Annotated in this window: 18 protein-coding genes and 1 pseudogene; 13 read left to right on the forward strand and 6 right to left on the reverse strand. The window is 71.5% G+C overall.

Translation table 11 applies throughout. From position 1 onward, the window contains the following. Nucleotides 1-219 precede the first annotated feature (219 nt). The 3 genes from ACFYYB_RS34290 (at nucleotide 220) to ACFYYB_RS34300 (ending at nucleotide 3,199) form a co-directional block, all read left to right on the forward strand. Nucleotides 220-1,293 (forward strand): hypothetical protein, encoded by a 1,074-nt coding sequence (locus ACFYYB_RS34290; protein ID WP_389440708.1) that lies wholly within the window; start codon nucleotides 220-222, stop codon nucleotides 1,291-1,293. Nucleotides 1,294-1,351: 58 nt separating this feature from the next. Continuing rightward, nucleotides 1,352-2,401, forward strand: a complete 1,050-nt coding sequence (locus tag ACFYYB_RS34295; protein ID WP_389440711.1) for a Rieske 2Fe-2S domain-containing protein — start codon at nucleotides 1,352-1,354, stop codon at nucleotides 2,399-2,401. Nucleotides 2,402-2,629: 228 nt separating this feature from the next. Then, entirely contained in the window at nucleotides 2,630-3,199 is a 570-nt protein-coding gene (locus tag ACFYYB_RS34300) for a DUF3291 domain-containing protein (protein ID WP_389440714.1), read from the forward strand. Here the strand turns inward: ACFYYB_RS34300 and ACFYYB_RS34305 are convergent. Next, complete coding sequence (locus ACFYYB_RS34305; protein ID WP_389440717.1) at nucleotides 3,196-5,232, reverse strand: SpoIIE family protein phosphatase; 2,037 nt, start codon at nucleotides 5,230-5,232, stop codon at nucleotides 3,196-3,198. The two genes, ACFYYB_RS34300 and ACFYYB_RS34305, sit on opposite strands and share 4 nt — an antisense overlap. Nucleotides 5,233-5,380: 148 nt before the next feature. Beyond that, on the reverse strand, nucleotides 5,381-7,414 hold the full coding sequence (locus ACFYYB_RS34310; RefSeq protein WP_389440719.1) for an NAD-binding lipoprotein: 2,034 nt from the start codon (nucleotides 7,412-7,414) through the stop codon (nucleotides 5,381-5,383). A 337-nt stretch (nucleotides 7,415-7,751) separates the two neighbouring features. Here ACFYYB_RS34310 and ACFYYB_RS34315 point away from each other — a divergent pair, with 337 nt between their 5' ends. Next, nucleotides 7,752-9,188 carry a carotenoid oxygenase family protein gene (locus ACFYYB_RS34315; RefSeq protein ID WP_389440721.1) on the forward strand — a complete coding sequence of 479 codons (1,437 nt, stop codon included), beginning with the start codon at nucleotides 7,752-7,754 and terminating at the stop codon, nucleotides 9,186-9,188. Nucleotides 9,189-9,232: 44 nt separating this feature from the next. On the opposite strand, the gene ACFYYB_RS34320 is transcribed toward ACFYYB_RS34315, so the two are convergent. The 3 genes from ACFYYB_RS34320 to ACFYYB_RS34330 all read right to left on the reverse strand — a co-directional run bounded on the left by ACFYYB_RS34320 (nucleotide 9,233) and on the right by ACFYYB_RS34330 (nucleotide 12,391). Then, nucleotides 9,233-9,862, reverse strand: coding sequence for a class I SAM-dependent methyltransferase (locus ACFYYB_RS34320; protein ID WP_389440723.1), 630 nt, complete (start codon nucleotides 9,860-9,862; stop codon nucleotides 9,233-9,235). A 47-nt stretch (nucleotides 9,863-9,909) separates the two neighbouring features. After that, complete coding sequence (locus ACFYYB_RS34325; protein WP_389440726.1) at nucleotides 9,910-11,895, reverse strand: discoidin domain-containing protein; 1,986 nt, start codon at nucleotides 11,893-11,895, stop codon at nucleotides 9,910-9,912. A 280-nt stretch (nucleotides 11,896-12,175) separates the two neighbouring features. Beyond that, complete coding sequence (locus tag ACFYYB_RS34330) at nucleotides 12,176-12,391, reverse strand: hypothetical protein (RefSeq protein WP_389440728.1); 216 nt, start codon at nucleotides 12,389-12,391, stop codon at nucleotides 12,176-12,178. A gap of 300 nt (nucleotides 12,392-12,691) precedes the next feature. On the opposite strand from ACFYYB_RS34330, the gene ACFYYB_RS34335 reads away from it, so the two are divergent. The 6 genes and pseudogenes from ACFYYB_RS34335 to ACFYYB_RS34360 form a co-directional block, all read left to right on the forward strand. Beyond that, nucleotides 12,692-12,967: a hypothetical protein gene (locus ACFYYB_RS34335; RefSeq protein ID WP_389440730.1), complete on the forward strand. Its 276-nt coding sequence runs from the start codon at nucleotides 12,692-12,694 to the stop codon at nucleotides 12,965-12,967. 140 nt (nucleotides 12,968-13,107) lie between these two features. Then, a complete protein-coding gene (locus ACFYYB_RS34340; RefSeq protein ID WP_389440732.1) occupies nucleotides 13,108-13,314 on the forward strand; it encodes a hypothetical protein in 207 nt (68 codons plus the stop codon). A gap of 248 nt (nucleotides 13,315-13,562) precedes the next feature. Then, nucleotides 13,563-15,083, forward strand: a complete 1,521-nt coding sequence (locus ACFYYB_RS34345; protein WP_389440734.1) for a sialidase family protein — start codon at nucleotides 13,563-13,565, stop codon at nucleotides 15,081-15,083. 92 nt (nucleotides 15,084-15,175) lie between these two features. Continuing rightward, entirely contained in the window at nucleotides 15,176-16,672 is a 1,497-nt protein-coding gene (locus ACFYYB_RS34350; RefSeq protein ID WP_389440736.1) for an MFS transporter, read from the forward strand. Between the two features lie 150 nt (nucleotides 16,673-16,822). After that, nucleotides 16,823-17,554 carry a hypothetical protein gene (locus tag ACFYYB_RS34355; RefSeq protein ID WP_389440738.1) on the forward strand — a complete coding sequence of 244 codons (732 nt, stop codon included), beginning with the start codon at nucleotides 16,823-16,825 and terminating at the stop codon, nucleotides 17,552-17,554. 35 nt (nucleotides 17,555-17,589) lie between these two features. Then, a pseudogene (locus tag ACFYYB_RS34360) lies at nucleotides 17,590-17,703 on the forward strand (MerR family transcriptional regulator); the annotation flags it as partial. Nucleotides 17,704-17,833: 130 nt separating this feature from the next. Here ACFYYB_RS34360 and ACFYYB_RS34365 read toward each other — a convergent pair. Continuing rightward, on the reverse strand, nucleotides 17,834-18,565 hold the full coding sequence (locus tag ACFYYB_RS34365) for an SDR family oxidoreductase (protein ID WP_389440740.1): 732 nt from the start codon (nucleotides 18,563-18,565) through the stop codon (nucleotides 17,834-17,836). Nucleotides 18,566-18,668: 103 nt separating this feature from the next. Between ACFYYB_RS34365 and ACFYYB_RS34370 the strand changes: the two genes are divergently transcribed. The 3 genes from ACFYYB_RS34370 to ACFYYB_RS34380 all read left to right on the forward strand — a co-directional run bounded on the left by ACFYYB_RS34370 (nucleotide 18,669) and on the right by ACFYYB_RS34380 (nucleotide 21,017). Next, on the forward strand, nucleotides 18,669-19,166 hold the full coding sequence (locus ACFYYB_RS34370) for an RrF2 family transcriptional regulator (protein ID WP_389440743.1): 498 nt from the start codon (nucleotides 18,669-18,671) through the stop codon (nucleotides 19,164-19,166). Between the two features lie 206 nt (nucleotides 19,167-19,372). Then, nucleotides 19,373-19,951 (forward strand): hypothetical protein, encoded by a 579-nt coding sequence (locus ACFYYB_RS34375; protein WP_389440745.1) that lies wholly within the window; start codon nucleotides 19,373-19,375, stop codon nucleotides 19,949-19,951. A 283-nt stretch (nucleotides 19,952-20,234) separates the two neighbouring features. Beyond that, nucleotides 20,235-21,017: a class I SAM-dependent methyltransferase gene (locus tag ACFYYB_RS34380; RefSeq protein WP_389440747.1), complete on the forward strand. Its 783-nt coding sequence runs from the start codon at nucleotides 20,235-20,237 to the stop codon at nucleotides 21,015-21,017. The last annotated feature ends 91 nt before the right edge of the window (nucleotides 21,018-21,108 follow it).

Raw genomic sequence — 21,108 nt, forward strand, 5'->3', positions numbered from 1 at the left:
TCCGGCCGCCGGGCGGCGGCCCTCACACCGGACTCCGTTTTATCCAAGACGGTGCGGCCGGCGCCGACGCATGATGAACGGTCCGGGTTCTGCCCGGATCGAGGGCGGGGACGTGTCTCCCCTTTCCACAGCTGGATACCGCATGCCGGGGGCCTGCCGATGTACCGACCGCTCGCTCTGCTCTTGGCTTTCTACCTGTGCGTGGCAGGAGTCTGGGCCGTGGCCACCACTCCCCGGTCGGGCGGCGGCGGTCCGGCGCCGTCGGCGGCAGCGGCCCTGGTGCCGGTCGGGACACCGACCGGGCCGGGCGCCGTACCCTCCACCGAGCCCTCCACCGCGCCGTCTCCCGCCGCCCCCACCGTTCCGGCGGTATGGACGCCGGGCACCCTGCGGAACTACCTGGTCGCCGAGGCCACCGCGAAGGACCCCGGCGTCGCACTCGCCGATCTGGAACGGATCACCGTCAAGTCCCCCTATGTGGACGGTTTCTGCCACCCGATCGCCCACGATCTGGGACACACCGCGCTCGTGAAATACCACGGGGACTTCACCAAGGCGATGAGCTTCCCCAACGACGTCTGCGGCGCCGGCTACCTGCACGGGATCGTGGAGGAGAAGCTGCGGGAGATGCCGAATCCGGCCGCTGCCGTCACCACCCTGTGCGGCCCCGCCCAGACCCCGGCCTGCATCCACGGCATAGGCCACGGCGCGATGTTCGTCTCGCACTTGGACGTCCCGGCCGCCGAGAAGATGTGTGACCGCTTCCCCAAGGACTACCAGGTGACGGCCTGCTCCGAGGGCATCTTCATGCAGTTGTTCGAGCCGGACGAGAGCGACCCCACCGCCCTGGCCAAGCTCCCGGACGACAAGCTCGCCGGTGAGCCCCAGTACCCGTGCGCCGAGCAGCCGGCGGACTACCAGAGCGCCTGCTACTTCTACGCGCCCATCTACTACTTGCAGACCCACGACTACACCGTGCACCCCGAGGCGTTCGTCCAGGGACTCGCCTGGTGCCTCAAGGCGTCGACCAACGACGGTCGTTCGGCCTGCTCGCGGGGCATGGGATCGAGGACGATGAAGTACAACATCGACCGCCCCGTGTGGGTGGGCGACCAGTGCCAACGGGCCCCGTCGGCCTGGCAGCGGCAGGACTGCGCCGCGGGAATGGTCAGTTACTGGAACGTCAACTACGGGGGCAAGTCGGCGGCCAGGACCAGTCTCTGCCCGAAGCTGAGCGGCCAGGCCAACGCGAACTGCCGACGGTCCGCCCCCGGCAGCAGCTCCGCGGACTGACGCAACGCCCGGCCGCACGCCTCCGCCCCCTCCCCGCCGCACCGATCGGACCCCCGCCATGGACCAAGCGCCCGACACGACCGCTCCCATAGCCGCCGGACCCCACCCCCACCCCCACGCCCACTCCCACGCCCACCCCGCCGCCGACGCCGGTCACGGCCTCGGCCGGTACGCGCTGCTGCCACTACGGCTCTTCCTGGGTGCCACCTTCCTGTACGCCGGTCTGGACAAGCTGGCCGATCCGCACTACCTGGGCGGTCTCACCGACCCCGCGTCCATGGCCGCACAGGCCCACGCGCTGGCGGCACACAGCCCGATCGGCGCCCTGCTGGACCGGGCCGCCGCCGCGCCCGTGCCGAGCGGACTGGCCATGGCCTTCGGTGAGCTCGCGGTGGGCTTCGGCACTCTGCTGGGCCTGTGGGGAAGAACGGCCGCACTCGCCGGGGCGGTCCTGAACCTGACCCTGTGGCTGAGCGTCAGCTGGGGCGTCCACCCGTACTACCTGGGCAACGGCCTGATCTACCTGGTGGCTTGGCTGCCGCTGATGATCGTCGGGACGCCCCATCTCTCTCTGGACGCCCTGATGGCCCGACCATCCCACCGGCCCCGCCCGGCCGCCGCCACCGCAGGCCCCCGCCTCCGCCTCCGCCGTCACGTCCTGCTGGACGGAGCCATCGCCACCCTGGCCGTCGCCGGAGCGACCCTGCTGACCGGAGCGGCGGCAGCCCGCAGCCGCCCGCGCACCAGGCCTGGGCCGGCCGGTGCCGCCGCGCCCTCGGCTTCCGCCAAGCCCTCGGTCCCCGGGTTCGCCGCCGCCTCGGTTCCGGTGGGCGGAGCGCTACGGGTCTCCGCCCCGGGGAGCGGCGACCCGGTCTATGTCCAGCAGCCGAAGGCCGGGCAGTACACCGCCCTGTCCGGGCTCTGCACCCACGCGGGCTGCACCGTGAACCCGCCCAAGGACGGCCGCTTCCTCTGCCCCTGCCACAACTCCTCCTTCGACGCCGCCACGGGCGCCGTCCTGCAGGGCCCGGCCACCCAAGCCCTGGCCCGGTTCGGCATCACCCGCACCGGTGACCAGTTGCACCTGGGGCCGGACGCGGACTCCTGACGCGGCGGCACGTGCGCGGTTCCGGGGCGGTTCGAACGAGGCGCGAGAGGCCACTTGGGCAGGGAAAACGCAACTTCGACAGGAGCCACCGAGGCGGTTACCTTCACCTGGTCTTCGGCGATCACCCACGGTCGCGAAGGAGTTCCTCCAGCCTGAGCCACCCGCGACGGGATGCGTGCGTCCCGCCCCACGCGTCCCCGCCAGGCACCCCGAACCAGGGAGAGACGCATGGCCCGTCTTGCGCTGTACACCTTCGGCGTCCTGAAGGCGCCTCTGGCCGATCCCGCGCCCCTCACCCAGGCGTTGTACGCCACCGGTGAGGCCGTCTACCGGGAGATCGGTGAGCGCCCCGGATACCTCGCGCGTGCCGAACCGGAGGACGGTGACCGGGGCGTGCTCTTCGATGCGGACTGGGGCGCATGGGGAGAGTTCGCCGTACCGACCTGGTACGGCAAGGGCCGGACGGTGGAAACGACCGCCCTTGCCACGACGCTCTCGCTCTGGACCGACCTGCGCCCCGCCTTCGATGCCGTCTACACGGGCCTGCACCGCGCGGCGCTGAACAGGCGCCACGACTGGTTCGAAAGGACCGAGCACCCGAACTACGTGTGCTGGTGGGTCGCCGAGGGCGTGATACCCACCTGGCGGGAAGGGGTTTCGAGGCTGGACCACCTCCGCGAGCACGGCCCCGTCCCGCACGCCTTCACCTTCCACCATGCGTTCGCCCCGGAGGGAACTCCGGCCGGGAACCGAGGCATCGGGCCGAAGGGCGATCGGTTGCGCGGAGCCGACCGCTAGGCGACCACCGCTCGGCGCACGACGAGAACGGCACGGTCGTCGTCATGCCGTGTGGCTCCGGCACAGGACATCAAGGCGTCCGCGATCTCCTCGACCGGTGCGCCCCGGGACTCCTCCAGCGTCCGGCAGACCAGGGCCGTGCCGTCGTCGAGGCTGAGGCGCGGCCCTTCCACGAGCCCGTCGGTGAGCAGGGCGAGGGTCTCGCCCTTCCCCAGGCGGCCCTGTGTCAGCGGGTACGCCGTGCCGTTCTGCACGCCCAGCGGGAGTCCGCCGGGCGTCTCGGGCGCCGATGTCCCGGTGGCCGTGCACAGGACGGGCAGTACGTGGCCCGCCCGGGCCGAAACCACCCGGCCGAGCGGATCGAGGAGCGCGTAGAGGCAGGTCGCGAAGCCGGCCGCCCCCATCTGGAGCATGAGTTCGTTCGTCCGCTCCAGAACGCGGTCGGGCGAGGGGTCCTCCCAGGCGTAGGCGTGCATGGCGGTACGGACCTGCCCCATCAGCGCGGCCGCCTGGATGTTGTGGCCCTGGACGTCGCCGATGATGCAGGCGACCCCGCCGTCCGGCAGGGCTATCACGTCGTACCAGTCACCACCCACCTCCAGGCCCTCGTTGGCCGGCAGGTAGCGCGCGGCGATCTCGAATCCCCTGATGGCGGGCAGCTCGGCGGGGAGCATGTCCCGTTGGAGCGCCCCGGCCAGCTCCAGGCGGGCCGTGCTCAGACGGATCCGCTCCCAGGCCTGGCCCGCGAGCTCGGCGATGACCCCGAGGAGGGTGCTCTCCTGTTCCGTGGTGCGGTGGGGGGCGTCGTAGGTGATGACCCAGCCGCCCAGAGGTCTGCCGGGCTCGGCGGCGAACGGCACCATGAGGAAGGACTGCGCGGTCGTCGCGTCCAGCAGGCCGTGCGCCTTCGGCCAGGCGGCGCGGTAGGCCTCCCTGGAGCCGATGGCCTCGGTGCGGCCGGTACGGATGGCATGGGCCAGGGGTTTCGGCGAGTCCAAGCTCATGCCGTGCAGGGAACGCGCCATGGCGGGGTCGATGCCCTCGCCGAAGGTGACCCGGAGCCGCTCGTTCTCGACGAAGGCGAGCAGCGTGCCCGTTCCGGCGAACGCGGGCGCCACCTTGTGCAGGATGGCCTCGGTGAGCTCCTGCTCCGTCTTGGCCGCGACGAATGCCGCGGCGAGTTCGCGGACCAGCCGGTTCTGCCGGGTGTGCTCGCGGGCCACGGCCCGTTCGTGCTCGTCGGCGTCCGTACGGTCCGCGGTGGACCCGACGATCCGCCGCGTCCCGTCGAAGCCGATGCGCATGATGCGGGCGACCGACTGCAGCGCACGGTAGCCGCCTTCCCCGTCGGGATGGCGGAAGCGGATGTTCACCACCTCGCGCTCGCCCCGGCGCAGGGCCCAGAAGGCGTCCTCGACGTGAGCCGTGTCGTCGGGATGCAGCTGGTCCAGCACGTTCTGCAGGGGAAGCTCCCCGGCGCCGTCGTGCCCGTTGTGCTTCAACGAGTTCTCGACCCACCAGAACCGGTCCTGCTCCTCGTCGTAGGCCCAGACGGACTCCCCCCGGAGCGCGGCCATCGCGTGCAGCATCGCCCAGCTGCCGGAGTCGGCGGGGGAGGACCGTTCCAGCTCGACCACGGCGGCCGGACGGCCCTCGGGACCGTCGACGGACCAGGCGGACACCAGGCACAGCACGGCTTCGTCCCCGCTCCGCAGCAGCAGCGGCCTCCGGGTCACCGGAGGAACGGTCCCGGCCGTACTCGCGACCGGCGGGTCCGTCCGATGCGAGTGGGCGACGTCGAGCAGGAGCCGGGACACCGCCCCCGCATGGCCGGCGGGGGCGAGCGCGGCAAGGGGGAGTCCGACCAGCTCGAAAGGGGCCGTGCCGAGAAGGGCGTGTGCCCAAGCATCGGCGTCGAGGATCAGCCCGGTTTCCCGGGAGCCGCCTTCGAGGGCCACCAGAAGGCGGCCGGATCCGTCGGCAGCGGGCCGCGCGAGGGTGGGAGGAGCAGGTTCTGCGGGCCGCGGGTTCATCTCGGGCGGTCCCCTCCAAGTAGATGGCACGACTTTCCAGCCAAGCGCGGGGGAGGGGATACGACCAGTGGCCGGACGTCCGCTCGGTGGGGACCGAAGGTCCCGTGCGCAAGGGTCCGCGGTCCCGTGTAGGCCCGGCTCCCGGCTCCTACCCGGCGGAGACGGGTCGTGACCGGTCGGGCGCGGGATCGCCGAGCCCGGCGGGGTCGGCCGACACCACGATCACCTCGTCCTCGGGGCTCCAGCGGTGGCGTGCGGCCTTGTGCGGGTTCAGCAGGAGGCCGTGGTCCGGCGACAGGGTGCGCCGCTCGTGCAGCCGGTACCCGATGGCGCATTCCCCCCGTGCGCGGGCCGCCGCGACGACGGTGGCGAAGTTCGCCTCGCTGCCCGGGCGTACGTAGGTTCCCGCGGGGCACAGGCGCACCGTGCTGCCCTCGGCGGAGAACAGCTCGCCGAACACGGGTGCGAGGTGCCGGTTCTGGGTGATCTGCGCCATGAGCAGCCCGGTCAGGTTGCCGCTGACGATGACGTCGGAGCCGGGATCGACCGGCGCCAGGGGCCGGTTGCGGTCGTCCGTGAGCTCGGTGACCACGCGCAGCTTCCGGGCGGTGCTCTCTTCCAGAAGACGCAGTCCCAGCAGCGTGACGAGCGTCCAGTCGTCGGGACGGTCGGGGCCCTCGCCCGGTTCGGGGCCGAGGACGACCAGTCCGTCGTACCCGGAGAGGTCGAGCCCCAGCAGGGTCTCGGGGTGGGACAAGGGCGCGGACCGGAAGTGCACGGCGAGACGGGGCGGAGCCGGCGCACCCCGCCCCGGCTCGTGGTCCGGCTCGTATCCCGGTCCCGGTCCCGGTCCAGCTCCCGGATCCGTCGCCGGGGTCGGGACCGACGCCCGGGGCCCGGGCACGGTGAGGTCCGTGACCACGTCGAGCACGGAACCGGGCCGGGCCATCCGGCGGAGCTGTCCGACCACGAGGGGTGCCCGGCGGTTCCAGCCGAGCAGGAGCAGCCGCGAGGCCTTCTCGGGCGGGGGCGCGGCCGTACTGACCGCCGATGGATCGACGAGGTGCTCGCAGTCCTCCGGTCGCGCCGAGTCCTCGTCGCGGGCGAGGACGATCAAGTGGCTGCCCGGTTCGACAGGGGTGCCGGCCGGCGGGTTCAGCACCGTACGGGCGTCCGCGGTGAGCAGCCCGATGACGCAGGAGTCCGCGTAGCCCAGCAGTGCGGCGCCGAAGGGGCGGCCGTGGAAGGGGGTCGCGTCGACGACGTGGAACTCGGATCCGGCGAAGTCGAGCAGGTCCCGCAGGACGAGGGAGAGGCCGGGGCGGCCCACGCACTGGGCGATCAGCCGGGCCGTGACGGTGTCGGTCCGCAGGACCGTTCCGCGCGGGCCGGCGGCGATCCGCGCCGGTGCGTGGTACCTGTCCTCGCGCACCGCGGCCAGCACCGGAGGCCCGTCCGCGGCCGTACCGAGGACCGCTCGCAGCGCCAGCAGGATCCGCAGGACCTCCGCGTCGGCGGCCGGTTCGTCCGAGGACAGCACCAGGACCGTGCTCGCCGTCTGCGGGCTGACCAGAGTGAGCACCCCGGGGTCGCTCGCGGGCCCGCTCCGGCAGATCACCCGCGGTCGTCCGCGGCCCGGGCTCATGCGCGCGGCGAGCGCCCGCTCCATCTCGGTCTTGTCCCGGTCGGCGAGCAGCACGATGGCCCTCGGCCGGCCGGGGGCCTGAGCGGCGGCCAGCTCGCTCACCACCGTGCCCGCCTGGTCCGACCAGCCGAGCACCACGATGTGGCCCTCCTCCAGGACGGTCGACCGCCCCCGGCTCAGCTCGGCCATCCGGTCGGCCAGACCCGTGGTGATCACCCCGACCAGGGTCGACACGCACAGCAGGGCCACCAGGCCGAGCAGGGCCGCGAGCACCATGCGCAGCGGTGTTCCGGTCACGGATCCCAACCGCAGCGTCTCGGCACTGGTCCGCCAAGCGGCTGTCAACCGGCCCGACAGCGAGCGCGGGGACCCGGGGTCCGTCCACACGAGCAGGGTGCTCACCGGGACGACGACGGCCAGGCAGGTGATCACCAGCCAGCCCATCAGGGTCCCGGTGCTGCGGGCCAGGGTCCGGTCGAACCGATAGCCGGCCCGGTCCCGCAACGTAGCCCGCCGCTGCCCCTCAGGTCGTCCCACGCCCATCCGGCGCCCCCGCTTCCGGCCCCGACCGCATCCCCCTGAGCGGTCTCCACATCCCTGAACGGTGCGGGGTGCGGTGCCGGTCCGCGGAGAGTTCCAGAGCTAATCCACCCATTCGGGCGGCTCGCACCTAGGCCGTCCCTTTCGGATCTTGCCGGGCCCGCGACCGACAAGATCCGAAAGAGACGACCTAGGCCGGCGCATCCGCAGGGTGCACCCGCCCCGGCAGAGGGAGGCCGGCCCGGCGGACACCCGACGGCTGGCACGGGCCCGGCGACCGCGTTTCACTGGGAACTGTCGGCAAGACCGGATCCGGCATGCTCCGGGAGGTCCCGTGAACACGCACACGCCCCCGCGCTTCGACCCCACCCGGGTTCCGCACCTGCTGGGCTCGTTCGCCCCGGTGAGCGAGGAGGTCGACGTCGGCGACCTCGAGGTGACCGGTGAGATCCCGCCCGCGCTGGACGGGCTGTACCTGCGCAACGGCCCCAATCCCCGCTTCACCCCGATCGGCTCGTACCTGTACCCCATCGACGGCGACGGCATGCTGCACGGGATCTGGCTCTCGCAGGGCCGCGCCCGCTACCGCAACCGCTTCGTACGCACTCCCGCCCTGCGCGCTGAGGAACGGGTCGGCCGGGCCCTGTGGGGCGGGCTGGAGTCGATGATCATGCCGGACGCCGACCAGGTCGGACCCGAACTCGCCGGCACTTTCCGGGACATGCCGGATGTCAACGTCGTCCGGCACGGCGGCCGGATACTGGCGCTCGCCGAGGCCGCGTGTCCCTTCGGGATCGGCGCCGGTCTGGAGACGCTCGGCCGGGAGGACTTCGACGGCGCCCTGCCGATGGGCATCACGGCCCACCCGAAGACCGATCCGGTCACCGGGGAGATGGTCGTGTTCTGCTACGGCCTCGAAGCGCCGTACCTGACCTGGTCCGTCATCGGCCGTGACGGCACGGTCACGCGCGGGCCCACGCCGATCGCCGGCGTGGACGAGCCGATGATGATCCACGACATGGCCCTCACCGCCCGCTACGCGGTCATCGTCCTCGCACCCGCCTTCCTCGACCTGGCCGCGGCCATGACGGGCGGCCCGCTCCTCGCCTGGCGGCCGGAGCGCGGGACCCGCGTGGTCCTCGTCCCGCGCGACGGCGGCCCACCGCGCTGGGCCGACGACGAGGCGTTCTGGCTCTGGCACACGGTGAACGCGTACGACGACGGACCGGGCCCGGAGGCCCCGGTGGTCCTGGACTACGTGCAGTGGAGCCGGCTGACCGTCGGGGGAGAGCGGGAGCCCGGCGCGGCCCCCGCGAGCGGCGGTCTCGTACGGGCGCGCATCGACCCGGTGGCGGGCACCATGGCCCGGACCCCGCTGGACGACGCCCGGGTGGAGTTCCCCCGCATCGACGACCGGCTCATCGGCCGACGCCACCGCCACGTCGCGCTGGCCACCGGGACCGGCCGGACGGACCTGCTGCCCGGTGAGTACGACGCCGTGCGCTTCCACGACACCGAGACCGGTACCGCCCGTGTCTGGGATGCCGGGGACCTGTCCGTCGGGGAGCCGGTCTTCGCACCGGTGCCGGGTCTGGACTCGCAGGAGCACGGCTACTGGCTGACCTTCGCCACCGACCGCACCGACGGGTCCGCGTGGTTCCTGGTGGTCCCGGCCGAGGATCCGGCCTCCGGCCCGGTGGCCCGCGTCCGCATCCCGGTCCGGGTCCCGCTCGGGCTGCACGGCTGCTGGCTGCCGACGGACGGGGGCTGAGCGACGTCTGCGGCCCCGACCGGCAGGATCGGGAGCCGGGCGGGTCAGGCGGGCCGTTGCGCGTAGCAGAAGAAGTGCTCCTCGGGCCCCGCGAGGGGATCCACGGGTACGAAGGACGACGTGTGGTGGTGGAGCACTTCGAGGCCGGCTTCCGTCAGCCGTCGCAGGTGCTGGTCCGCGGACAGGCTGCTGACGGTCACCGGATGGCCCATCCACTCGATGTCCAGTCCCCGGATGTCTCCCGGGACCGTGGCCAGCACGAGGTACCCGCCCGGCGCGATCCAGGACGCCATCCGGTCGAGGGCGGCCGCGATGTCCGGCTGGTCCATGACCAGGAGCGGGAAGAAGGAGCACACGGCGTCGAAGCCGGCGGCCGGGGGGACGTAGGTGCGTACGTCGGCCTGCTCGAAACGCGCCCCCGGAACCCGGGCGCGGGCCGTCTCGACCATGGCCGCCGACACGTCGATCCCGGTCACGCCATGCCCGGCGCGGACGAGCACCTCCGCCGTGGGCCTGCCGGTTCCGCTGCCCACGTCCAGCACCCGGGCTCCGGCGGGCAGCCGCCCCGCGAGCCATTCCAGGGCCTCCAACTGCTCGGGCACGGAGCCGAACAGCTCGTCGTAGCGCCCACCCAGCGCGTCGAACACCTCGGCCGCGCTCTCGCGTCGGGTCATGTCCCCTCCTCCTGCCGGTGGTTGCCACGCTACCGGCCCCCGGGTGATCAGGCGCCGTACACCCGGAACTCGGCGACCTGGCCGGCGGGCCAGCCCGTGTTGGAGGTGAAGACGAGCCGAAGGTGGCGGGCCGCGGTGCCGGCGGGCAGGGCCAGGGTGGCGGTGTTCCCGGTGGCCGGGTCGAACGTACGGGCCGAGGCGCCGAGTACTTGGCTGAAGGAGGCGCCGTCCGTGCTGCTCTGGACGGCGACGGTCTGAGTGCGGGTGGCCCATGCGGTGGCCGGAGGGAGGGTGAGGACGATGCGGCGCACTCCCACGGAGTCGCCCAGGTCCACCTGGAGCCATTGGGGGAAGGCGTTGTTGGCGCTCTCCCAGTACGAGTTCGCCTGGCCGTCCACGGCGTTGCCCGATCCGTACACCTGGGTGTGGCCGCTCTCGGCGGTCGGCCGGTTCAGGGCCAGATCGACGGTGGGGGAGCCGCCCGCCGTGGTGGTCGGGGTCACCTGTCCGGACGGCTGGGAGACGGAGCCCGCCGCGTCGAGGGCCTGCACGTCGAAGGTGTAGGCGGTCGAGGCGGTGAGTCCGGTCACCGTGAACGTGGTGGAGCTCCCCGGGGCCGCGCCGATCGGGGTGGCCCCGGCGCCGGTGATCCGGCGGATCCGGTAGCCCGTCACGCCGATGTCGTCGCTGGAGGCCGTCCAGGCGAGCGTCACGGTGGTATCGGTCACGGCGGTCGCGCGCAGGTTGCCGGGGGCCGTCGGCGGGGCCGTGTCCCCGCCGACGACCGGCGGGGTCGGGCGGACGGCGGTGAGGGGGATCTGCCCCTTCAGCATCCGGGCGCCGTCGCCCGTCAGCCGCAGGTAGTAGTCGGACGAGCAGGCGGTCCCGTCCTCGTCGAGGGCCGCGAGGCCCGATCCGGCCGGCACCCACAGGGGGGACTCGGCGGTCTTGGCGATCTGGTTGCCCTCGTTGTACTCGTCGAACATGGAGATGTACGCACTCGCGACCCCGGCCCGGCCCATGTTGTAGAACTGCCGCCACATGAAGTCACCGTGGGCGCGCTGCCGTTCGGTCACCCCGCCGGGCAGGACGCACGGCTGGTAGTCGATGCCGTGTGCGGCGCACTCGGCGAGGTCGGGCAGGGTCGCGACGTTGTAGAAGTTGTCCGCGTCCCCGACGTTGCCGATCCGGCCGACCATCCACGGCGAGAGCATGTCGAAGGCGTGGTAGACCCCGGAGAAGCCGGGACGCGAGTCCCCGCCTCCCGTCCGCCACCAGGTCGGCACCCCACCGATCACGTAACAGCCCTGCTGCTTGAACCAGTTGATGACATCCAGACAGGCGTCCGGGGTGAACGGCCGCTGGTTGTCGTTGAAGCCGAAGCCCCAGAGGCACACCACGGGCTTGCCGTTCTGCCGGGCGTACGCGGGCGAGCCGGTGTGGGCCCGCATCTTGTTCACCCAGTCGGCCTTGATGTCCGTCTGCATGGACGTCCAGTCGGAAACGTCGTACATCACGTAGAACTTGACGCCCTGGGACTCGGCTGCGCCGCGCACCTTCACCGCCATCGCGTCACGGGTCGGACCCTCGCCGCCGGTCGGGTTGAAGCGCTGGAGCGCGGCGGCGTCGATGCCGTACTCCTTCATCCAGCGGAAGTGCACGTCGACGGTCGACTGGTCGTACGAGGAGAACAGCGAAGCGGGCTGTCCGTTGCCCAAGTTCCCGAAAGCGGTGCGGTAGGTGGTCGGATAGTCGCGGACATCGGGCCACGCCACGATGGCCTTGTTGGACGTGGACGGTGACTGGCCCCAGTTCTGGGCCCAGTGCCACCAGCCATTGATCGGGGCACCGTCGCCGGCGCACGCGAACCAGCCCTGGTACCCCACGGTGACCTTGCCGACGACGTCGCCGGGTGCGCTCGCCGCGCGTGCGCCTTCGGCGAGCGCGATCCGGGAGGCTCCGACGACTCCGGCAACTCCGGTGGCCCCGGCGGCGGTAGCGGCCCGCAGGACCGTACGGCGCGTGACACCCATCTGGATCTCCTCCGACTGCGTCGCATCAGCGCTGACCTTGACGCGGCAGAGCGTAGGGAGGTGAGCATGGGGATGCAATAGAGAGGCATGGATCCGCAAAAACCAAGAAGAAGAACGCAACAAGCAGCCTGTTGTGGGAGGCTGAGGGTTCGCCGGAATGTCGCACCTTCGAACTCACGGTCCGTTGCCACGCGCTATGTGCGCGACGCGCGACACGCGACGTGCTGCGCCCACGCGAAAGCGCCCCGCGGGCAGCGGGGCGCTCTAGGAGGTGAAGGAGCTAGTCGACTTGCTCCCCGTCGTACATGCCGCCCTTGCAGAGGTTGCCCGCGTCATTGATCGCGGGCGTACCGCCGCCCTGCTTGCACTCGGAAGGAGTGACGACGGATGGAGTGCTCTGTAGCGCGGTGGCGGAAGCGGTGGCGGCGCCGGTGAGGCCGAGTCCGGCGAGGGCCAGCGTGGCGATGACGGCGGCGAAGATTCGTCGCATGCGCATGTGGTTCCCCTTTCACGGATTGCGTCGGTTGGGGCCACCTTCCAGTTTCTCACCGGGGTGGGTGGCACGTCATGTCGAGCCGTGCGCCATCGCAGGTGCTCGGCGTCGCCCGCCCCCGGGTGCGCAGGACGGGTGGGGGAGAGGGTGCGACGCTGAAGTGAGGGGCCCGCGAGTGGAGCTCCGAGTGCGTCCCATCCGGTCCGCGGCCCTCTCGCCGAGCCTCGTCAGGCGGCCATACCGCGCGGTTCCGGCCCCTCGGAACCAGGACCACGCGACGAACCCGGAAGGCAGGTGCGTCCCATGCGCACGTCAACCCGTATCGCCGGTGCCCTCACCGGCCTGACCCTCGCCCTCGGTGGCGGGGTCCTCGCTGCCCCTACGGTCCGGGCGGACATCCCCGCCTGCACGCAGATGGCCGAACTGGCCGGTGCCACCGCTTCCGACTCCGTCACCGCAGCGTGCGGCCGTGGCGTGGTCGGAGACCTGCAGAGCTGTGTCACCGGGCTGACCGAAGCCGGGGTGGCGGGCGGCGCCGCGACCGGTGCCTGCCGGTCAGCGGCCCACGAACCGCGTTAGAGGACCGCGCGCGGCGCCGAGCCCGGCGTCGCGGGCCTCCCGCGGAGCGCCCATGCTGGAGAAGAGGGCGCCGTCGTCTTGGCACTTGTCCTTCCTTGCCCTTCCCGAAGGCCGAACGAGGCGCCTGAGAGGAGGAAGTCATGCGCATCCGAAGAACCCTGGGCCTGGCCCTGGCCGCGGCAACCCTGGCCGGCATGAGCGCTGTCGGCGCTGTCAGCGCCGCGGCCGCCTCGTCTCCGAACATCTCCAGAGACGACTGCACGGCCGCCGGCGGACAGATCGCCGCACGGCCTTACGCCGGCTACTACTGCGCGCTGCCCGACGGGACCAAGCCGGCGATCGATTGACCGTACGGGCCCGTAACAGCACACCAAGGAGCCGACCGGCACCGTAAGGCGCCGGTCGGCTCCGCCGTGCTCCCCGGCGACCCCGGGGACGACTCCGTCGTTCGGCCCATCAAGGGCATCGGCCGCAACGCCGAAAAGGACCAAGCGGAGTCGCTCCACCCTCGCGTTCCATGACACCTCCGTGCCGCAGGCCGCCCCCGATGAAGGCGGTCCCGTACCCCGGCCGGCCGGCCCGGAGGAGATCCCGCATGCGCGCCTTGCTGCCCCTGACCGCCGTCACCACCACCGCGCTCCTGCTCGGCACGGTCACCGGCGCGAGCCCCGCCGCCGCGGACCGGACCCCCGGCGGCACACCCCTGGTCAAGGTGTCCGACGGCGACCCGTACGCGGGCTGCGCCATCGGCGCGAGGTCCCCCGAGAGCGTCGTCTACCCGGGCACCGAGGTCGAGCCGTACCTGTCCGTCGATCCGCGCGACCCGAAACGCGTGGTCACCGTGTACCAGCAGGACCGGTGGAACGACGGCGCCGCGCGCGGCCTGGTGGCCTCCTGGACCACCGACGGCCACACCTACCACCGGAGCGCCCTGCCGTTCAGCCTGTGCGCCCCTGGCGGCGCGGACTACGAGCGGGCCTCCGACCCCTGGGTGAGCACCGGCCCGGACGGCACGGTCTACGCGAGCGGGGAAGGCGTCGACTTCACCAAGAGCACGCGCAGCGCCCTCCTGACCGCCACGTCCCACGACGGCGGCCGCACCTGGCGGAACCTCACCACCACCCACGTCGACGAGCAGCCGTTCTTCAACGACAAGCCCTCGCTCACGGCCGACCCGATCCGCGAAGGCACCGCCTACCAGGTCTGGGACCGCCTCGACAACGACCCGCCCGGCCCCAGTTCCCTCGACGGTCCCGGCTACATCTCCCTCACCCGCGACGGCGGCCGCACGTGGAGCGAGGCCCGGCGGTTCGTCGACACCAGCGCCGTGCCCAACACCCAGACCATCGGCCATGTGATCGTCGTCGACCGGCGCACCGGCACCCTGTACGACTTCTACGACCGGATCACCTACACCGACGACCTGAGCGCCGTCGCCGAAGCCCACTACGAGGTGGTCACCTCCACCGACGCCGGAGAAACCTGGAGCGGCCCGGCCACCGTGGCCCGCGACACCTCCGTGCCGGAGGTCGACCCGAACGACCCCGCCAAACTGCTGCGCGCCGCGGCCACCTTGCCCAGCCCGGCCGTCGACCCCGCGTCGGGCGCGCTGTACATGGCCTACGAGGGCTCGGACTTCTCCGGCGGCAGGTTCGACTCCGTCCAGCTCGTGCGCTCCACCGACGGCGGACACACCTGGGGTAACCCCGAGCTGATCAGCCCTGAGAACGTGCCGGCCTTCTCCCCGTCGATCGCGGTCGACGAGCGGGGCACGGTCGCGCTCACTTACTACGACCTGCGGTTCCTCAAGCCGGGCGACACCACCACCCTGCCCACCGCCTATCAGCTGGCCACCCTGCCGCGCGGAGACCCGGAGCTCCGGACCGAACGACGGATCTCACGGGTCTTCGACTGGCTCCAGGCGCCGTTCGCCGGGGGCTACTTCCTCGGCGACTACCAAGGTCTCGTCGCAGACGGCAAGGGGGTGCGGGCCGTGCTCACCGAAGCCAACAGCAACGCACCGGAGAACCGTACGGACGTGTACACCGGCCGTTTCCACAAGTGGGCGGTGTCGGTGGGGAGGCCCGAGAACCTCGCGGGATCCGGAAGGCTGTGATCCACATCGCATTCGGCCGCCCGGACCGTTTGCGAGCACGATGATCGCGCAGACGGGATGGCTGGAGCACCCATCGAGGAAAGGACCGGCCCATGGTGGCCCCCAATCCCCCGCAGGTGGCCGATCCCGAAGCGGTGAAGCGCCATCCCATCCTCTTCCGCGCCATCAGGCAGCGCAGGAATCCCAGACTGCGCAGGACGGACATCACCGTCACGGACCAGGCGACGGTCATGCGCGCCGTCAAGGCGGCCTCGCTCGGCAACGCCATGGAGTGGTTCGACTTCGGCATCTACTCCTACCTGGCCGTCACCCTCGGACACGTCTTCTTCCCGTCCGGGAACGACACCACCCAACTGCTGTCCTCGTTCGCCACGTTCGCCGTGGCCTTCCTGGTACGGCCGCTGGGCGGGATGTTCTTCGGCCCGATGGGCGACCGCCTCGGCCGCAAACGGGTCCTGGCCCTCACCATGATCATGATGGCGGTGGGCACGTTCGCGATCGGGCTCATCCCCTCGCACGAGACGATCGGCCTGTGGGCTCCCGCCCTGCTGATCCTCTTCCGCATGGTCCAGGGCTTCTCGACCGGCGGTGAGTACGGCGGCGCCTCCACCTTCATCGCGGAATACGCGCCCGACAAGCGCCGCGGGTTCTTCGGCAGCTTCCTGGAGTTCGGCACCCTGGCCGGGTACGTCGGCGCGGCCGGCCTCGTCACCACGCTGTACGCCGTGCTCGACGACGGCCAGATGGAGGCCTGGGGCTGGCGCATTCCCTTCCTCGTCGCCGGGCCGCTGGGCCTGGTCGGCCTCTACCTGCGGCTGCGCCTGGACGAGACCCCCGCCTTCCAGAAACTGGAGGGCGGCAAGGCGCTCGCCACGGAGGCCGCGGACGCCGTGGAGACCACCACCAAGGGCGACCTCGCGAAGATCTTCCGCGACCACTGGCCGACGCTGGTCCTGTGCGTCTGCCTGGTCGGCGCGTACAACATCAACGTCTACCTGGTGCTGTCGTACCTGCCGACCTACCTGTCCGACGAGCTGGGCTACAGCGAGACGCACGGCCTGCTCGTCCTGCTGGGCATGATGGTCTTCCTGATGCTGGTGATCAGCCGGGTCGGCACGCTCTCCGACCGCTTCGGCCGCAAGCCCGTACTGATGACGGGCATGACGGGGTTCTTCGTGCTCTCCCTGCCCGCGTTCCTCCTGATCCGGCAGGGCAGCGTCCTCGCGGTCGGGCTGGGCATGCTCGTGCTGGGCCTGTCGCTCGTCTGCATGCTCGCGACGATGTCCGCCGCCCTGCCCGCCCTGTTCCCGACGCGGGTCCGGTACGGCTCCCTGTCGGTCGGCTACAACCTGTCGACCTCCCTCTTCGGCGGGACGACCCCGCTGGTGGTCACCGCCCTGATCAGCTGGAGCGGCTCGAACCTGATGCCCGCCTACTACTCGATGGGGGCGGCGCTGGTCGGCATCATCGCCGTGGCCTGCATGAAGGAAACCGCGCGCAAACCACTCGACGGTTCCCCTCCCTCCGTCGAGACACAGGAAGAGGCCGCGGAGCTGTGCGAGGCCCAGTCCCCGCACCCGAAGTTCTGAGCCCCCTGCGGCCCAGATGGGATCGGCGTCGACCGTCACCCGCCCGGCGGCGGCGCGGCCCTGCCCGTGGTCGCCGGGTCGGTCAGAGGCGGCTCCTAAACTCCGTTCATGATCGACGGGTGATGCGCCCGTGCCGAGGAGGGGGCTGGAGTGGGATTGAACCAGGCAGGGATGAACGACTGGCACTCAGACGTGGAACGAGTTCCCGAGCTTCTGGATCGTGTGGAGCGTCGGGACGACGACGACGAGGCGTGGACGGAGCTGGGACGCCGGCTGATCCTGGAGAACGACCTGGTGTCGCCCGCCGGCATCGCCGCCCTGCCTCGCCTGATGCGTCTCGCGCCGGACAGTACGGAAGCCCGCCACCTGGCCGGAGAAATCATGGAGCGCGCCGCAGGACACCACGGCTGTGACGATCTGCTGGCCGACAGCGCTGAAGCGATCGCCGAATTCGGCATCCTGCTGGACCGGCATCTGGAGTCCCGGCCGGCCGACTATGTGGTGACCTTCCGCGCCCTGCTCGCGGTCGAGGAGCAGTACCACTGGGCGAACGCCCTCGGGGACTTCACGGACGACTTCTACGACGTGCTCTGCCCTCAGTGCGCCACGCAGGTGACGATCGCGATCGGCGACTACGGCCGTTACTCGGCGATCCGTGACTGGAACCTGGGTGACGTGGACCGACGCGACCTCCGGCCGACGCCCATCGAGAGGCTTTCGGGTGTCGGCCGGTGGATGCACGAGACGGCCGTCCGCGATGGGCACGTCGCACTCGCTGAGGGGATCTCCCACCTTTTCGGCAGGGCCGAGTGTCCGAGATGCGCCGGCGTCTTCACCGTCGCGGATGAGTACGAGGCCGCCAACCGCCCGGTTCTGCGGTAGCCGCACGGCAGTGGCCCCGGCCCCTGCCACCCGGCCGGCGGCTGGGCTTCGGGCTGAAGGAGGTTGCGGAACTGGTCGGGGACCCGTCCTCCGACGCGGTCGCGCAGCTGCGCCGGCTGCGTGGCCCGTTGCTGGAGCGGCCTGTCCGGGCGGTGGGCCGAGTGCAACGGCGGACTCGCCGACCTCGACGCGGCAGGTCTCGGCCTCCGCCTGCTCACGGCTTGAACCGCGGCGACATCATCCGCGGCTGTGAGACGGCGGCGGTCGCCATCGTGGCGGTCAGCCGCTGAGCCAGTCCTGGTAGCGGGTGGTCGCCAGGCGGGCGCCGGTGCCCGGGGTGAGGACGTCTCCGTGGACGGCGGCGAACAGGCCCGCCTGGTCGTCGATGACGACGGTGCGGCGGTCGCCTCGCGCGGCCAGCGTCATGCGGCCGATCTCGTCGAGCGTGAACTTGTCGGGACCCGCGACGTCGAGGATCCCGCCGAGCGGCGTTCCGGTGGCCACGTCCGCGAGGGCCTCGACGACGTCGGCGCTGGCGATCGGCTGGAGAGGCGTCGCGGGCAGCCGCACCGCGCTCTCGTCCGAGGTCCACGACATGGTCGGCTCCATGAACTCGAAGAACTGCGTGGCGCGCACGATCGAGTAAGGCGTCGGGCCGCCGCGCAGCAGCTCCTCCTGAAGCGTCTTGGCGCGGTAGTAGTCCAGTTCGGCGACCTGGTCCACGCCGACGATGGAGAGAGCGACCTGGTGGCGTACGCCGGCCCGCTCACCCGCCGCGAGCAGATTGCCCACCGTGGTGCGGAAGAACTCGATGGACTGCTCGTCGAACGTCGGGGAGTTGGTCACGTTGACCACTGCGTCGGCGCCGGCGAGCGCCTTGTCGAGGCCGGCTCCGGTGAGCAGGTCTACGCCGGACGACAGCGACGCGGCGGTCACCTCGTGGCCACGTGCGGTGAGCTCGGTGGCGAGCTGGGATCCGATGAGTCCGGTGCCGATGACGGTGATCTTCATGGTGTGCCTTCCTTCGTGTGCCGAGCACCCCTGCCGCAAACTCGGACAGATGATGTCCGAGATGATACTCGGATAGGCTGTGTCCGAGTCAAATGGAGGTGGAATGAAGCTGTCGGGTGGCGTGGAGTGGGCACTGCACTGCTGCGTGGTGCTGACCGCGGCCGGCGATCCCGTGCCGGCGGCCCGGCTGGCCGCGCTGCACGACGTGTCGCCGAGCTACATGGCGAAGCAGATGCAGGCGCTGTCCCGCGCGGCCCTGGTGCACTCGATCCAGGGCAAGACCGGCGGATACGTCCTCGCCAAGAAGGCCGAGGACATCACCCTGCTGGACGTGGTGCGGGCCGTCGACGGAGCGAGCCCCGCATTCGTCTGCACCGAGATCCGTCAGCGCGGCCCCCTGGGGACGCCGCCTGAGCAGTGCACGAAGCGATGCCCCATCGCCCGGGCGATGGAAGCGGCCGACGCGGCGTGGCGCGCCTCGCTGGCCGCCGTCACGATCGCCGACCTCGCCTCGTCGGTGGAGAGCGACAGCGGCCCCGAGGCACTGCCCAGGATCGGTGCCTGGCTGGCCGGAAGCCCGGGTGTCGACGGGGGCGCCTGACCATCACCCGCCACCCGCCACCCGCCACCCAGGGTGACTTCGGGCGGGCGAACCCCCGCGGTGGACGCTTTTCTGCCGTTTTTGCCCGGGCGCCGTTGTGGTTGGGCATGCTGGGCGAGGGCGTGACCGCGTCCGCGCCTGTCGTGTCCGGGAGCGTTGCGAGGCTGTGCGAGGGCGACCGAGCCGGCCTGGGAGCAGGAGGGGTCATGGGGTGGGTGCCGGAGGAGTTCGGGTCTTCGCATGAGGGCTGGGCGGGGGCGGTGCTGGCTGATGGGAGCGAGCCCGGTCCGGTGTATCTGGATCCCGGGAGCGGCACGAATTTTCATGAGACGCGTGAGTGGTGGGCGTACAGCGGGATCCTGAACCGGCCGCACGCGGAGCGGGCCCGCGCGGCGTGCGCCTGTGGCTGGCGGGGTGCCAGGACGTACTCGATCGACTGGACCGCCGTCGACGTCGTGAGCTTGTACGAGCCGGTCATCGACGGCCCCGAGGACGACTGGGCCTTGCACATCGCGGACGTCGAGTCCCGAACGGTGCCGCTGCCCGTCGAGCTGGCCGCGCTCCTGGACCGCGTACAGGAGCAACTGCTCCACCTGGCCACGGATGCTCCGCTCGCCGCGCTCAGGGCTGTGGCGGCCCTGGAACGCACCACGAAACGAGCGGCAAGAAACGCCGCCTGCAACGCCAAGGACGACGAGCTCTCGGACGAGGCGATCGGGGCCGCCCTCGGACTTGCCGCGGACAAGGCCGGCTCCCGATTGATCCACTACGCGCTGCGCCACTGAACCGCCCGGCCGGAGCACGGGCCGGGACCAGCCGCTCGGCCGCCGGCCGCGTTCGGCCCGCGGATGCTTCAGGTATTTGGTCCCTACCGTACGGGCGACGTTGGTTGGATGATCTTTCCGAGGGGACCTGTCGCCGTCCGATGGCGACCCCTCTGTGGCTCCCCGGGTGAAAGTTCCTCCCATGCCACCCCCTTGGGACCCCGGGGAGCCCCCTCCAGGACGGGAGGGACATGCGTGAGGAAAGGTGAGGCGCCGAGAACCCGCAGCTGCCGACAATGTTCGTATGACGATCACCGCACAGGCTCGCTCATTCGACACCGCCGCCGCCGACTACGCCGCGAACCGTCCCTCGTACCCGTCCGAACTGCTCGACGCGGTCGAGGAACTCACCGGCTTCCCCTTGAAGGGTGCCCGCGTCGCCGACGTCGGGGCCGGCACCGGACTGGCGACGACGCTGCTCCGGGCGCGCGGTGCGCGCGTCATCGCGGTCGAGCCCGGCCCGGGGATGGCCGCCCAGTTCCGTCTCGGCCTGCCCGAAGTCCCCCTTGTGAGAGGAGACGGCAACAACCTTCCGCTGGCCTCCGCCTCCATCGACGTCATCACATATGCCCAAGCCTGGCACTGGACCGACCCGCGCGAATCCGTCCCGGAAGTTCTCCGGGTCCTGCGCCCCGGCGGTGCTCTCGCCCTCTGGTGGAACGACTCCGACAGCACCGTTCCGTGGATCGCGGACCAGGACGCGCGCTTGCGCCGACTCTTCGGTGCCGACCCAGCCGACCCTGCCGACCGGGCCGACGCCGGCGAAGAGAGCCCGCACGACCCCACGGCGCGGTTCCGCGGACTGCCGCCCAAGCTCGGTTTCGTCCACCGCCACGTCCCGTGGACCCGGAGCGTTCCTCTCGACACGCACCTTGCCAACCTCGCCAGCTACTCCGACTTCCTGGTCCTCGGCAAGGAAGCGACGAACACCTTCATGGCCCAGGAACGCGACCTCCTGACCGAGGTCTTCCCGAACCGGATGGTCGAGGAGCGCTACGTCGTCAGCCTGGCCGTCGCCACCCGCTGACGTGCCGCTGCGGCACGTTGGCGACCGCCGACGGACGCAGGCGCCTACTCCCGCGGGAGTAATCCGCTCGCCCGGGCAGCCCACGGCAGTA

The organism is Streptomyces sp. NPDC002886 (assembly GCF_042888445.1).
Classification (GTDB): domain Bacteria; phylum Actinomycetota; class Actinomycetes; order Streptomycetales; family Streptomycetaceae; genus Streptomyces.